Source organism: Pararhizobium sp. LjRoot255, from assembly GCF_964252905.1.
Taxonomy (GTDB): domain Bacteria; phylum Pseudomonadota; class Alphaproteobacteria; order Rhizobiales; family Rhizobiaceae; genus Pararhizobium.
Genome location: NZ_CAXUPQ020000002.1, coordinates 518,802 through 531,056, shown reverse-complemented (window position 1 = coordinate 531,056; position 12,255 = coordinate 518,802). Strand labels below are relative to the sequence as shown.

The 12,255-nt window shown below is 61.3% G+C and carries 11 protein-coding genes and 1 pseudogene; 10 read left to right on the top strand and 2 right to left on the bottom strand.

The genetic code is table 11. The annotated features are described in order from the left end of the window. Position 1 precedes the first annotated feature (1 nt). Positions 2–1,132: a glycoside hydrolase gene (locus ACSQ2W_RS21600; protein WP_436088245.1), complete on the top strand. Its 1,131-nt coding sequence runs from the start codon at positions 2–4 to the stop codon at positions 1,130–1,132. Between the two features lie 81 nt (positions 1,133–1,213). Beyond that, a pseudogene (gene rfbC / locus ACSQ2W_RS21595) lies at positions 1,214–1,755 on the top strand (dTDP-4-dehydrorhamnose 3,5-epimerase). A gap of 123 nt (positions 1,756–1,878) precedes the next feature. Here rfbC and ACSQ2W_RS21590 read toward each other — a convergent pair. Continuing rightward, positions 1,879–2,631: a GGDEF domain-containing protein gene (locus tag ACSQ2W_RS21590; RefSeq protein WP_436088244.1), complete on the bottom strand. Its 753-nt coding sequence runs from the start codon at positions 2,629–2,631 to the stop codon at positions 1,879–1,881. A 727-nt stretch (positions 2,632–3,358) separates the two neighbouring features. Here ACSQ2W_RS21590 and ACSQ2W_RS21585 point away from each other — a divergent pair. Beyond that, positions 3,359–3,634, top strand: coding sequence for an AbrB/MazE/SpoVT family DNA-binding domain-containing protein (locus ACSQ2W_RS21585; protein ID WP_436088243.1), 276 nt, complete (start codon positions 3,359–3,361; stop codon positions 3,632–3,634). Further along, positions 3,621–4,010, top strand: a complete 390-nt coding sequence (locus ACSQ2W_RS21580) for a type II toxin-antitoxin system VapC family toxin (protein WP_436088242.1) — start codon at positions 3,621–3,623, stop codon at positions 4,008–4,010. Before ACSQ2W_RS21585 ends, ACSQ2W_RS21580 begins: the two co-directional genes overlap by 14 nt. A 243-nt stretch (positions 4,011–4,253) precedes the next feature. Here ACSQ2W_RS21580 and ACSQ2W_RS21575 read toward each other — a convergent pair whose 3' ends face one another. After that, positions 4,254–5,321 carry an AraC family transcriptional regulator gene (locus ACSQ2W_RS21575; protein ID WP_436088241.1) on the bottom strand — a complete coding sequence of 356 codons (1,068 nt, stop codon included), beginning with the start codon at positions 5,319–5,321 and terminating at the stop codon, positions 4,254–4,256. A 198-nt stretch (positions 5,322–5,519) separates the two neighbouring features. Here ACSQ2W_RS21575 and ACSQ2W_RS21570 point away from each other — a divergent pair, with 198 nt between their 5' ends. The 6 genes from ACSQ2W_RS21570 to ACSQ2W_RS21545 all read left to right on the top strand — a co-directional run bounded on the left by ACSQ2W_RS21570 (position 5,520) and on the right by ACSQ2W_RS21545 (position 12,250). Further along, positions 5,520–6,290 carry a 3-hydroxyacyl-CoA dehydrogenase gene (locus ACSQ2W_RS21570; RefSeq protein WP_436088240.1) on the top strand — a complete coding sequence of 257 codons (771 nt, stop codon included), beginning with the start codon at positions 5,520–5,522 and terminating at the stop codon, positions 6,288–6,290. Between the two features lie 21 nt (positions 6,291–6,311). After that, complete coding sequence (locus ACSQ2W_RS21565; protein WP_436088239.1) at positions 6,312–7,499, top strand: acetyl-CoA C-acyltransferase; 1,188 nt, start codon at positions 6,312–6,314, stop codon at positions 7,497–7,499. Positions 7,500–7,523: 24 nt separating this feature from the next. Beyond that, positions 7,524–8,651 (top strand): acyl-CoA dehydrogenase family protein, encoded by a 1,128-nt coding sequence (locus tag ACSQ2W_RS21560; RefSeq protein ID WP_436088238.1) that lies wholly within the window; start codon positions 7,524–7,526, stop codon positions 8,649–8,651. Positions 8,652–8,719: 68 nt separating this feature from the next. Continuing rightward, positions 8,720–9,952 carry a 3-methyl-2-oxobutanoate dehydrogenase (2-methylpropanoyl-transferring) subunit alpha gene (locus ACSQ2W_RS21555; RefSeq protein WP_436088237.1) on the top strand — a complete coding sequence of 411 codons (1,233 nt, stop codon included), beginning with the start codon at positions 8,720–8,722 and terminating at the stop codon, positions 9,950–9,952. Position 9,953: 1 nt separating this feature from the next. Continuing rightward, entirely contained in the window at positions 9,954–10,967 is a 1,014-nt protein-coding gene (locus tag ACSQ2W_RS21550) for an alpha-ketoacid dehydrogenase subunit beta (RefSeq protein ID WP_436088236.1), read from the top strand. 2 nt (positions 10,968–10,969) lie between these two features. Next, entirely contained in the window at positions 10,970–12,250 is a 1,281-nt protein-coding gene (locus tag ACSQ2W_RS21545; protein ID WP_436088235.1) for a dihydrolipoamide acetyltransferase family protein, read from the top strand. Positions 12,251–12,255 lie beyond the last annotated feature (5 nt).

The following is a 12,255-nucleotide window of genomic DNA, read 5'->3' as shown; positions in this document are numbered from 1 at the left end:
GATGAAAGCGGTGGCGCGAACGCGCGCGCGCCTCGCTTGCGCGCTGGCAGCGCTCTGGGTCTTTGCCCCGGCGGCGCCGGCGGACGCAGACGATGCGTTCGCCGATCGTATCGGCATTAACAGAGTAAACCTCGCCTGGCTTTCCCGCGCCGATCAGAAGCGCGTGCTGAAGGAAATTGCGGCAAGCGGCATCACCCATGTCCGGCTTTCGCTGTCGAGACCGGTGGAGAAGAGCATCGAAGCGCTCGAAATGGCGGATCGGCTGGGGCTGAAAATCCTTATCGAGATCCAGCTCGGCAACAAGGACTACTATCCGGCGGGGGTGCGCCCTCGCACCGGTTTCGGCCGCATCTGGGATGTTCGGCGGCTTTCGGATCTCGACCTCGATCTTTACCGCGCGCAGCTGCGCTCGGTGCTTCGCCGCATTGATGGCATGGGCATCCGCATCGACGCCGTCGAGCCCGGAAACGAAATAAACTACAGCGCCTACAATGGCGACCTCGTCGTCTACGAAAAACCTGGGCGGCAGACACCGCGTAGCGTTTCGGAAGTCGCAAATCGCTCGGCCTTCGAGCGCGGGCTCGACGCATATGTCGGCGCTGTCCGGATCACCCGAGAGGAATTGCAGGCGACGGTGCATAGCCGCGGCGCGCTTCTGATTTCCGCCGGACTTTCCGATGTCGGCGCAGAAGAGGCCGACTACCGTGGGATGGAACGGCTCGATCCCGGTGCGTTCGTCTCACTCCTGCGGGAACGGGGGATCGACGCGCTGATCGATGGCTATGGCATTCATGTCTATCCGGGGCGCAAAGGTGACGCGGCGCTTACGCGGTATGTGACGGCGCTTCTCGACTTTTGCCAACCTGAAGGGGAGGGCAAGCCGTGCTGGGTGACCGAATGGGGCATTGCCAACACCGCGCTTTCTTGCCCGATCGACGACCGGGAGCGAGAAGGGGCGATCCGCGCCATGCGCCGCGTCTTCGGTCAAGAGATGGCGGAGCGAACGCTGAAAGCGGTCTTCTACTATGACTGGGATACCCAGCCGGTCTACAGCGTCTGGCGTTGCGGCGCCTTGAGCCCGGCCGGCGTGGCGGCCACCGAACCGGATACCGGTGAAGGATCGGCGAGATGACCAATGTGATCTGTCCCCTCCTGTATTCTCGGTCCGAGCGTGGCCGCGGTGGGTGGTGCGTGGAAATGGCAACGGGAGAAACTGCATGACGGCGTGCATGAGTTGACGCCGCGCAGATATGAAGACGAGCGCGGCTTCTTCACCGAAACCTACAACACGGCCACCTTCGCTGCGAAGGGGATCGATACAACCTTCGTGCAGGACAATCATTCCTATTCGGCCAAAACCGACACCCTGCGGGGACTCCACTATCAGCTCCCGCCGCGCGCGCAGGCAAAGCTCGTCCGGGTCGTCCGGGGCGCGTTTTTGCCGTCGCTGTCGATCTTCGCCGCGGCTCGCCGACCTTTGCCAAATGGGTCGGTATCGAACTCTCGGCCGAGAAGGGCAATCAGATCCTGGTGCCGGCGGGCTTTGTGCACGGCTTCGTCACGCTGGAGCCGGATACGGAGGTCTTATACAAAGTGACCGACTTCTACTCGCCTGACCATGACCGGGCTGTCCGCTTTGATGATCCCGAAATCGCCATCGAATGATCCGCCAATATCGACCGCGTGATGATATCTGCGAAGGACCGAAATGCACCGCTTTTGGCGAATGCAACCGTTTTCGAAGGGACTGCGTGATGGGGACGGGGGCACGCGGATTCTTGTCACCGGCGGCGCGGGCTTCATAGGTTCCGCGGTACATTCCGCGCTCCTGTACAGGATAAGGCGACGCCCCGCAGAGCAGGCCCGAAAGCCTCCCTGTCACGAAAACAGCTCCCGGAATAGGAGGGGGCCAGCCTCTTCCTCCGCAAGGGCGGCGTGGTTAGCTGCCTCGCGGAGTGCCTGAAAGTCGGCCTGGTCCCCGACCCTGGTACCGCCAAGCCGCACCGTCACCGATATATGGCGCTCTTGCCCGGCTGTGAAGGTGGTCTCGTCTATCTGCGCGCGGATGCGCTCGCAGATGTCTCTGGCGTTTTCCGTTGTTGTGCCTGGCAGATAGATCCCGAGTTCGTCGGAGGCAAGGCGGGCGACGAGATCACCATAGCGCACGGAAGAATGTACGATCCGAACAATCGATTGAAGCAGCGTATCTGCCCATTGCGGGCCATAGCGACGACCGATCTCATCGAAATTGCCGACCCTGAGAACGAGCATGACGCCATCCGGGCTTTCAGCAGTGCTCAGGCGCCTGCGGTCTATCGCATGCTCGACCGAGGTCGCAAATGCGTTGGCGCGCAGTGTACCCGTGACGGGATCATGACGGAGTGCGTGCTGAAGTTCATTTTGGATCTCACGAAGCGCTTCGTTGCGTAGACAAAGCGCAAATTGAAGCGGAAATGAAACAGCTGCCGTTATTGACGCCACGGCGGTCAATTCTGCCCAAAACGGACGGTCGGGAATAAGCAAGCTTATTACGCAAACGGCTGCGATCGCCCCAACGGCACAGGCAAGAGCGCCGAGCGTTGCTATCTTGATATGCGGGACGATTACGGCTTGGCGAAATTGCAGAGTCATCGGTAAACGGAGCTTTTGCAGGGGCGCTATCTTTGAGGGATTCGGTGAAAATATCAGGTGAATAAATCTGATGGCATTTTAGCAATGGTCAACGCAAAACTTGACCTTCACGCCAACCAGATTGCGGGCCTGTGAGGCCTAGGCCAATGCGCTCGTTTAAAAGACCATTCGCACCTTCTGCGTTGGCACCTTGAGGTATTTGCTTCTAACACAGAAAACGCTGAGGGCCCGCAGTTCGATTCCCATCAACGCGGCAACCACGCCTTTTCACGATATGACTATCAATGCAGCCGGTGCCGAGACCCGATGACATCAAAGTCGTCCGACTGTCCCGATAGATGGCCAAATCTTGAAAAATTTCTCGGCGATTTTCCCTTTAAAATCAATAGCGTAGCTTTTTGACGATCCAGACGTCGGAGCTTGTTCGCGGCCAGAATGAATTTTCCAGTGATTTCAATGGGTTATATATTATTTAACAATCGAGTGCGTGTGACGGGGCGTATTTGGATACCAAAGGAGATTTTAGCGGGTCTTGGCATAGTTAACCAGCCGAATGCCGGTGGTTGATGGTCAATAGGTGATAGCTACAAGGAACTGGGGTTATCACATCAATGTCAAGAAGCTACCTCGTTGGCGCGAAACTAGTGAAGCCTCAGCATTATTCACCTTGAATATCGAAGTCGACGGGACTATCTTACGCTTGTCTTACCTGCAGGGACTCCGACCGATGGCTCATGCTGAAAACCTGACTACGATCGTTTCGACCAAAGGACAGGTCATCCTGCCGAAGGCGATCCGACAGCGGCGGGACTGGGAAGCCGGTACTCGGCTGATTGTCGAGGAAACCCCCGAAGGTGTATTGTTGAAGCAGGCACCCGCATTCTCGCCAACGCGACCGGATGATGTGTTTGGCATGCTCCGTTTCAGGGGTGAGCCGAAGACTCCGGAGGATATGGAGGCCGGCGTACTGGCCGAAGCTCGACGCCGCCATGATCGCGATTGATACCAATCTCATCGCCCGGTATCTGACGGGCGATCACCCTGAACAGTCTCCCCGCGCTCGTGAGCTCGTCAACGGGCAGGCAGTTTTTGTCGCCGCTACAGTAATATTGGAAGTCGAATGGGTGCTGCGCAGCGCCTACGGGTACGGTCGACCAGACGTTGCCCGTGCCCTGCGCGCTTTTGGCGGGCTGCCCACCGTGACGGTCGAGGAGGCGGCAATCGTTGCTGTTGCTTTCGATCTCGCAGAGAAGGGAATGGATTTTGCCGATGCCCTGCACCTCTGCAAGTCGGCCCATTGCGAAGAGTTTGTCACCTTCGACCGAAAATTCATAAAAGCAGCGCAAGCCTCGGCTTACGAAAGCGTCCGGGAAGCCTGAAATCAATCCGTTAAACGGCATCCCGTTTCGCTGAAGGTGTATTCCTTGACAAGAATCGCCTCGCCTAGATTCTTGTGGTTGGGCGCTTCGATGCTCCGTCGGAACACCACGATTATATCAGGCCAATATTCACTCTCTTGGCGATTCATCTTCCGGGATTGCTTATCGCCGGCATATGTTCACCAATGTTTGCATTAACTCGTTTAATGTAAGCGTTGCGCAAAATCGCCCGGCTGCTTGATTTTAGGTAACATCGCGTGACGAAATCTTGTGACTTTTGCTATCTATTTCCGAACTTTCGGGTAGAGCGGCAACCGAACCCGTCTCGCGCCTGAAGGCGGCCGGGCTCTTCGATGTCCATTTGCGAAAGGCCCGGTGAAAGGCGCTGGGTTCGGAGAAGCCGAGTTGCGCGGCGATCTCTCCGACACTGCTCTTTCCATGGAGCAGCATTTCGATCGCAAGATCGCGGCGGATCTCGTCCTTGATGCCGGCATAACTTTGTCCTTCGCTTTGCAGGCGATGGCGAAGCGTCGATGGCGACATCTTCATCTGTGCGGCAATTGCGCTGAAGCCGGACCAGCTGGAAGGCGTCGCTTGCCGCAGCCGCTTGCGCACGCTGGCAGCCAGACCTGCGTCGTAGCGATAACGCACGAGAATATTGGCGGGTGCGCCGCGGAGAAATTGTTTCAAGGCCTGCTCCGTGCGCACGATCGGCAGCTTCAGCACGGCGCGATCAAAGGCGAGACGGCTGGCAGGTTGTGTAAATTGCACCGGCGCCCCGAAAAACAATCGGTAGTCCGCGCCCTGCTGTGGCTCGGCGCAGCGGAAATCCACCCTGCGGATCGGGATGCGGCGCCCGACCAGCCAGCAGGTGATGCCATGCAGCAGAATCCAGTAGGTCCGGTAAGCGAAAGCCGAGCGGGCCTCGCCCTTGTCCGTCAGCACGATCTCGGCCAGCCCGTCGCGGATGACGAGTTCGCCGCTCGGGTCTTCGAGCACCACGCCGAGGAAGCGCAAGGCGCGCCGTAGCGCCTGTTCCAGGGTCTTCGCATGCAGCACGCAATGGCAAAGCAGCGTGAAGCTGCCGCTGCGCATCGGCCGTCCGCCCATGCCGAAGAATTCGTCATTGACTTCGGCTGCGACCGCCAACCAAAGGGCGCCATAAGCCTCCGCTGAAATCGGCCTGTCGACCACCGGCGGCAGACCGAGTGACGCGAGCAGCTGTTCCGTCGGCTTGCCCTGCCGCCGCAGACAATCCAGCGCCTCTTCCACGAAAGAGGGTGAGATCATCCGCCGGTCCGCATCTGCCATGATCGCTCCTCCCACATGGCAAAACTGGCCAAAAAATGAAGGACAGTTCTGTCATCGATTGCAATACCCTGTCAGCGTAGAGTCCTGCAAGACAATGCTGCCGAAAAGCAGGTACCATCAACGAAACGCGGCAGGGGAGGGCTGCATGATGGATCGAAAATCAGCACCCGCATCTGCTCGAAACGGGAGCGGACCGTCATGTTGATCCCCGGCAAGGTCTTTGTGGTAACGGGTGGCGGCTCTGGCTTGGGCGCCGCCGTCGCCCGCATGCTGGTCGAGGCCGACGCCCGCGTCATCATTGCCGATGTCAACCTTGAGGCCGGTGAACGGGTCAGCGCCGAGCTGGGACCAACGAGCGCCCGTTTTGTCCCCACCGACGTGTCCAGCGAAGCGGACGGCCTTGCCGCGGTCAAGGCAGCACTTGAGACCTTCGGTCATCTGCATGGTCTGGTAAACTGCGCGGGGATCGCGCCGGGCGAAAAGGTGCTGGGCCGCGATGGCCCGCATCGTCTCGAAAATTTCGTCCGCGCGGTCGGCATCAATCTCGTCGGTACCTTCAACATGATCCGCCTTGCGGCCTCAGTCATCCAGAATGAGGAACCGGACAGCGAAGGTGAGCGGGGCGTCATCGTCAACACGGCCTCCATTGCAGCCTTCGACGGACAGATCGGGCAGGCCGCCTATGCGGCGTCGAAAGGCGGCATCGTCGGCATGACCCTGCCGATCGCCCGCGAACTCGCCCGCCATGGCATCCGCGTCGTTTCGATCGCGCCCGGCATCTTCGAAACGCCGATGATGGCCGGCATGCCGCAGGAGGTCCAGGATGCGCTCGGCAAGGGCGTGCCTTTCCCGCCCAGGCTCGGACATCCCCCTGAATTTGCTGCGCTGGTACGCCATATCTGCGAGAATACAATGCTGAACGGCGAGGTGATCCGCTTGGACGGAGCCTTGCGCATGGGGCCGCGTTGAAGCGGGCTCCGGGAGGTTGAAATGACAATGCATGATCCCATCGTCATCGTCGGTTCCGCCCGCACCGCAATGGGCGGGTTTCAGGGCGACCTGAAGGATGCGACCGCTCCGCAGCTCGGGGCCGCGGCTATCCGCGCCGCCTTGGAGCGCGGCCAGGTTTCCGCCGACGCGGTCGAGGAAGTGGTTTTCGGTTGCGTCCTGCCGGCCGGACAGGGGCAGGCGCCGGCGCGACAGGCAGCCATCGGCGCGGGCCTGCCTTTCGCTGCTGGTGCGAGCACCGTCAACAAGATGTGCGGCTCCGGCATGAAGGCGGTGATGTTGGCACATGACCTGATCGCGGCCGGCAGCGCGAATATTGCCGTCGCCGGCGGCATGGAAAGCATGAGCAACGCGCCCTATCTGCTTGATCGTGCCCGCAGTGGTTACCGGCTCGGCCATGGCCGCGTCCTTGATCACATGTTCCTCGACGGGCTGGAGGATGCCTATGACAAGGGAAGGTTGATGGGCACTTTCGCGGAGGATTGCGCCGAGGCCTATCAGTTCACACGGCCCGCGCAGGACGATTTTGCGGTGACGTCGCTGACCCGCGCGCAGAAGGCGGTCGACGAGGGGCTTTTCGATGCCGAAATCACGCCGGTCACGATGAAGACCGGAAGGACGGAGCAGGTGGTCAATCGCGACGAGCAACCCGGTAAGGCGAGACTTGAAAAGATCCCGACCCTTAAACCCGCATTCCGTGAAAACGGAACGGTGACGGCCGCCAATTCCTCGTCGATTTCCGACGGCGCGGCCGCCCTGGTGCTGATGCATCGCTCCGAAGCGGATCGCAGAGGGCTCACGCCGCTTGCAAGCATCGCCGGTCACGCGACACACGCCCAGGCACCCAATCTCTTCGCGACTGCCCCGATCGGTGCGCTGAACAAGCTCTCCGAGCGGACAGGATGGAACCTCAGGGATGTCGATCTGTTCGAGATCAACGAGGCGTTTGCCGTCGTCGCCATGGCGGCGATGCGCGACCTCGACCTGCCGCATGACAAGGTCAACGTGCATGGCGGCGCCTGCGCGCTCGGCCACCCGATCGGCGCATCCGGCGCCCGCGTCATCGTTACGCTCCTGGCAGCGCTTGAGCGATATGGGCTGAAACGCGGCATGGCCTCGCTCTGCATCGGCGGCGGCGAGGCGACCGCCATCGCCGTCGAGCGGCATTGACCGGGCTGGAGAGGAGGAGGGTAGATGATCCTGACTGAACAGCAAATCCAAATTCGCGACATGGCTCGCGACTTCGCCCGCGAGCGCCTGATGCCGGGAGCCGCCGAGCGCGACGTTTCGCATGCCTTTCCGAAAGACGAATTGACGGAGATGGGCGAACTCGGCTTCCTCGGCATGCTGGTGCCGGAGGCCTATGGCGGCTCGGAGACGGGAACCGTCGCCTATGCCGTCGCACTCGAGGAGATCGCCGCCGGCGATGGCCCGTGCTCCACCATCATGAGCGTCCACAGTTCCGTCGCCTGCGTTCCCATCCTGAAATTCGGCACGGAGGAACAGAAGCAGCGGTACCTGCCGAAGCTCGCCTCCGGCGAATGGATCGGCGGTTTTGCGCTGACCGAACCGCAGGCGGGTTCGGATGCTTCCAACCTGCGCACGCGCGCTCGCCGCGACGGCGATCACTATGTGCTCGATGGTGCCAAGCAGTTCACCACCTCCGGCAAGAATGGGCAGGTGATCATCGTCTTCGCCGTCACCGATCCCGACGCCGGCAAGAAGGGAATTACCGCCTTTATCGTACCGACGGATACGCCCGGCTACGAGGTCGTGCGGGTGGAGCACAAGCTCGGCCTGCATTCCTCCGATACCTGCCAGATTGCATTTACCGACATGCGCATTCCAGCGGATTTGCGGCTTGGGCAAGAGGGTGAAGGCTACAGGATCGCGCTCGCCAATCTCGAAGGCGGCCGCATCGGCATTGCGTCGCAATCGGTCGGCATGGCGCGCGCAGCTTTCGAGGCTGCGCGTGACTACGCCCGCGAACGCATCGCCTTCGGCAAGCCGATCGTCGAGCATCAGGCGGTCGCCTTCCGCCTTGCCGACATGGCGACGCAGATCGAGGTGGCGCGGCAAATGGTGCTGCATGCCGCGGAACTCAAGGAAAGCGGGGAACCCTGCCTGACCGAAGCCTCGATGGCCAAGCTCTTTGCCTCGGAAATGGCGGAAAAGGTCTGCTCGGATGCGATCCAGATCCATGGCGGCTATGGCTACATGTCGGATTATCCGGTCGAGCGCATCTACCGCGATGTTCGCATCTGCCAGATTTATGAGGGAACAAGCGACGTGCAGCGCATCGTGATTGCGCGTAATCTGTGAAACGAAGGCCCTCGTTTTCCGGGAGAGAGCAAGGAGAGCGGGGGCGAAAAGGGAGGAAGAACGAAGGCATGACCGAGTTCCCGCAATTGAGCCTGCATGTTCCGGAGCCGGCCGTCCGGCCGGGCGGTCAGCCGGATTTTTCCAACGTCAAGATCGCCAAGGCCGGCGCGGTGCCGCGCCCGGAAGTCGACGTCGCACCGGAGGAGATCCGTGATCTCGCCTATTCGATCATTCGCGTCCTGAACCGCGATGGAGAAGCGGTTGGCCCTTGGGCGGGCCTGCTGTCGAACGAGGAACTGCTGACCGGCCTGCGCAACATGATGAAGCTGCGCGCCTTTGATGCCCGCATGCTGATGGCGCAGCGGCAGGGCAAGACCTCCTTCTACATGCAGCATCTCGGCGAAGAGGCCGTCAGCTGCGCCTTCCGCAAGGCGCTGAGGAAAGGCGACATGAACTTCCCGACCTATCGCCAGGCGGGCCTCCTGATCGCCGACGATTACCCCATGGTCGAGATGATGAACCAGATCTTCTCGAACGAGAGCGATCCGCTGCGCGGCCGGCAGCTGCCGATCATGTACTCGTCAAAGGAGCATGGCTTCTTCACGATCTCCGGCAACCTCGCCACCCAATATGTGCAGGCCGTCGGCTGGGCCATGGCCTCGGCCATCAAGAACGACAGCAGGATCGCCGCCGCCTGGATCGGTGACGGCTCGACGGCGGAATCGGACTTTCATTCCGCGCTCGTCTTTGCCTCGACCTACAAGGCACCGGTCATCCTCAACATCGTCAACAATCAGTGGGCGATCTCGACATTCCAGGGCATCGCCCGTGGCGGTTCCGGAACCTTTGCGGCGCGCGGTCTTGGTTTTGGCATCCCGGCGCTGCGTGTCGATGGGAATGATTATCTCGCCGTCTATGCCGTGTCGCGCTGGGCGGCCGAGCGCGCCCGGCGCAATCTCGGGCCGACGCTGATCGAATATGTCACCTATCGTGTCGGCGCGCATTCGACCTCCGACGACCCAAGCGCCTACCGCCCGAAGACGGAATCCGAGGCCTGGCCGCTCGGTGACCCCGTCCTTCGCCTGAAGAAGCACCTGATCGTGAAGGGTGTCTGGTCTGAGGAACGGCACGTGCAGGCGGAAGCCGAAATCCTCGACGAAGTGATCCAGGCGCAGAAGCAGGCTGAAGTGCATGGCACGCTGCATGCCGGCGGAAGGCCTTCAGTGCGCGATATCTTCGAGGGCGTCTATGCCGAGATGCCCCCGCATATTCGCCGCCAGCGGCAGAAAGCAGGATACTGACATGGCCAGAATGACAATGATCGAGGCCGTGCGCAGTGCGATGGACGTCTCGATGGAACGCGACGACAATGTGGTCGTTTTCGGCGAGGACGTCGGTTATTTCGGCGGCGTCTTCCGCTGCACCCAAGGGCTGCAGGCAAAATACGGCAAGACCCGCTGCTTCGATACGCCGATCAACGAAAGCGGCATTGTCGGCACGGCGATCGGCATGGCAGCCTATGGCTTGAAACCCTGCGTCGAGATCCAGTTCGCCGACTATATGTACCCGTCCTATGACCAGATCACTCAGGAAGCCGCCCGCATCCGCTACCGCTCGAACGGCGATTTCACCTGCCCGATCGTCCTGCGCATGCCGACCGGCGGCGGCATTTTCGGCGGCCAGACGCACAGCCAGAGCCCGGAGGCGTTGTTCACCCATGTCTGCGGCCTGAAGGTCATCGTCCCCTCCAATCCTTACGATGCCAAGGGGCTGCTGATTGCGGCTATCGAGGACCCGGACCCGGTGATGTTCCTTGAGCCCAAGCGCCTCTACAACGGGCCCTTCGACGGTCATCACGAAAAGCCGGTGATACCATGGTCCAAGCATGAGTTGGGCGAGGTGCCGGAAGGTCACTACAGCATTCCGATCGGCCAGGCAGAAATCCGGCGGCGGGGATCTGCAGTGACGGTTGTCGCCTATGGCACCATGGTCCATGTCGCGCTGGCTGCCGCGGAGGAGATGGGCATCGACGCGGAGGTGATCGACTTGCGCAGCCTGTTGCCGCTCGATCTCGACACGATCGTTCAATCTGTCGCAAAGACGGGCCGCTGTGTCATGGTGCACGAGGCGACCCTGACATCCGGCTTCGGTGCGGAGGTAGTGGCGCTGGTGCAGGAGCATTGCTTCTATCATCTGGAGGCGCCGGTCGTGCGCGTGACAGGCTGGGACACGCCTTATCCGCATGCGCAGGAATGGGACTATTTCCCCGGCCCCGCCCGCGTCGGACGCGCGCTCGCTGAAGTCATGGAGGCGTGACCATGGGTGAATTCACCATCAAGATGCCGGATGTCGGCGAAGGCGTGGCCGAGGCAGAGCTCGTCGAATGGCATGTGAAGCCGGGCGATCCCGTGCGCGAAGACATGGTGCTTGCCGCCGTCATGACCGACAAGGCTACGGTCGAGATTCCCTCCCCGGTGACAGGCACGGTTCTGTGGCTTGGGGCAGACATTGGCGATACGGTTGCCGTCAAGGCGCCGCTGCTGCGCATCAAGGTGGCAGGCGAGGGGGGCGAGGCCTCGGCAACCCCAATGCCGGAAACGGTGACCATCGAGCCGGCTGAGGAGCAATCCCCCGTCGCAACGGTGGAGAGCCCGCCGCCGGTTGAGAGCAAGACACCCGCCCATGCCGCGCCGGTCGTACGGCTCGAGGTACAGACGCCGGCGGAAAAGCCGCTTGCCTCGCCAGCCGTCCGCCTTCGTGCGCAGGAGGGCGGCATCGATCTGCGCCAGGTGTCGGGCACGGGGCCGGCGGGACGCATCACCCATGACGACCTCGACCAGTTTCTTGCCCGCGGTACTCATCAGCCTGCTGCAACGCCGGCTGGCCTTGCGAAGAAGACGGCCGTCGAGGAGATCAAGGTCACAGGGCTGCGCCGCCGCATCTCCGAGAAGATGGTGCTTGCCACCTCGCGCATCCCCCACATCACCTATGTAGAGGAGATCGATGTCACGGATCTCGAGGATTTGCGGGCAACCATGAACGGCAGCCGCAAGCCGAACCAGACGAAGCTGACGATCCTGCCCTTCCTGATGCGGGCGATGGTGAAGGCAATCGGCGAGCAACCTGGTGTCAACGCCACTTTCGACGACGACGCCGGCATGATCACTCGCCATGGTGCCGTGAATATCGGCATCGCCACCCAGACACCGGCAGGCCTCACCGTCCCAGTGGTTCGCCACGCGGAAGCTCGCAGTATCTGGGATTGCGCGGCTGAACTGGTGCGGCTCGCGGAAGCCGCCAGAACAGGCTCAGCGCTGCGCGAAGAGCTTTCCGGCTCGACGATCACCATCACCTCGCTCGGCGCCATGGGCGGCATTGCGACGACGCCGATCATCAACCACCCGGAAGTGGCAATAGTTGGCGTCAACAAGATCATGACGCGGCCTGTGTGGGACGGCAGCCAATTCATTCCGCGCAAGATGATGAACCTCTCGTCAAGCTTCGATCACAGGATCGTGGACGGCTGGGACGCAGCGACCTTCGTCCAGCGGCTCAAGGTGCTGCTCGAAACCCCCGCGCTGATTTTCATCGAAAGCTGATGCCC